General features: G+C 63.6%; 3 protein-coding genes. All 3 read right to left on the minus strand.

Annotated elements, in window-relative coordinates; translation table 11 throughout:
- Positions 1-705: transposase (locus Q1A87_RS23380; protein WP_299657234.1), on the minus strand; the 705-nt coding region annotated here is incomplete at its 3' end.
- Positions 706-794: 89 nt separating this feature from the next.
- Positions 795-1,166 carry an IS66 family insertion sequence element accessory protein TnpB gene (gene tnpB, locus Q1A87_RS23385; RefSeq protein WP_299657237.1) on the minus strand — a complete coding sequence of 124 codons (372 nt, stop codon included), beginning with the start codon at positions 1,164-1,166 and terminating at the stop codon, positions 795-797.
- Positions 1,163-1,570 (minus strand): transposase, encoded by a 408-nt coding sequence (locus Q1A87_RS23390; RefSeq protein ID WP_299657240.1) that lies wholly within the window; start codon positions 1,568-1,570, stop codon positions 1,163-1,165. Before Q1A87_RS23390 ends, tnpB begins: the two co-directional genes overlap by 4 nt.
- Positions 1,571-1,655 lie beyond the last annotated feature (85 nt).

Raw genomic sequence — 1,655 nt, forward strand, 5'->3', positions numbered from 1 at the left:
CTTGCCTCCGGTCTGCATCTTGACCGGGGTGTCGTCGGCAAAGAGCGCAGGCCCGGCACGCGCCAGCTTGCCGATATGGTCAGCCAGAGGTTCCAGCAAGGTGGTGGATCGGCCAACCCAGTCGGTCAGTGTCGAGCGATGAAGATCGACCTTCTCCCGGGCATAGATCCCGGATTGTCGATACAGGGGAAGATGATCGCAATATTTGCCGACCAGCACATGCGCCAGCAGGCCGGGGCCGGCGCGCCCGCGTTCGATCGGTCGGCTTGGCAGCGGCACTTGCGCGAAGGTCTCGCAGCAGTTGCAGGCCATGCGCGGGCGGATGATTTCGCGGACGACAAACCGCCCCGGGATGTAGTCCAGTTCCTGCGTCACGTCCTCGCCAAGGGACCGCAAGGTCCCGCCGCAATCGGAGCAGGTCTCGCCCGGGGACAGAACCTCGGATTGTCGCTCCAGGTGGTCCGGCAGCGGGGCACGGCTGTGCTTGCGTTTGCCGGGTTTGTCGTCAACGCCCTGATCGGTTTCCCCCTGCTGGACCGCAGCGGCCGCGGCGATCTCGCGGTCTTCCTGAAGGTCGAATGCCAGTTGATCGAGGCTTTCGGATTTGGAGCCGAACCGCGCCTTGCGATGACCAGCCAGCTGATGTTCGAGCTTCTCGATCTTCAGCGCCTGGGATCTGGCCAGATCGCGCAGCTGTTCCGCCATCGCACGGAGCTCGTGAGGATCGGATGGCAGGGTTCGGGGCGTCTCCAGCATTGCTGGATTTATACCGTCTCGCCCCGCGCAAGGGAAGCCTATGGTGCTGGATTCTCTGACAAATCTCCGGTCGTGAGCGGCCGCCATGTCTTTTGCGGCATCCGCCAGTCAATGCCTTCCAGAAGCATTGCCAGCATTGACGGGCTGAGGCTGACCTTGCCGTCCCTGGCGGCGGGCCAGACAAAACGCCCGCGCTCCAGGCGCTTCGAGAACAGGCATGCCCCCTGCGCATCCCACCAGATGATTTTCAAAAGATCCCCTCGGCGCCCGCGGAACACGAACAGGTGGCCCGAATACGGGTCTTCCTCGAGCGTCTTCTCGGTTTGCGCCGCGAGAGTATTGAACCCCCGCCGCATGTCGGTGACCCCGGCCGCCAGCCAGATCCGCGTGTTGCTCGGCACCGGGATCAAGTCATCAGGCCCTGGACCAGCCCCAGAACCGACCACAGCGCCGTCGGACCCTCCACCACGACCCGCCGCCCGTCCGACAGCGTGATGTCGACCCGCTGCGCAAGAACGTTGGCATCTGTCGACCGGGGCGTCTCGCCGAGACCAACTCTCGCGTCAGGCACGGCGGCCAAACCGGTGATCTCGACCGGCAGGAAGAGATTCCCATCCCCGGGATCGCTGGGCGTTTCGCCTGTCGCCGGCGCGAAACGCGGATCCCGCAGCCAGGTAAAGACCAAGTTCGAGTTCATCGCATACCGGCGCGCAACCTGCGCCACCGAAACGCCGGGCGCGCATGTTTGCCGGCAGATCGAGCGTTTCTCCTCGTCAGACCAGAACCGCTTCTTCTGTCCCTTCATGCCCGTCATGGAGTGCCTCAAGATGTCCATTATCGATCATGGACATTATCGACAGCAGAGGCTCACCGTCAGAGCAGTCACAACGGACGGATAC

The sequence above is a fragment of the uncultured Jannaschia sp. genome (genome assembly GCF_947494055.1).
In the GTDB taxonomy this organism is placed as follows: Bacteria; Pseudomonadota; Alphaproteobacteria; order Rhodobacterales; family Rhodobacteraceae; genus Jannaschia.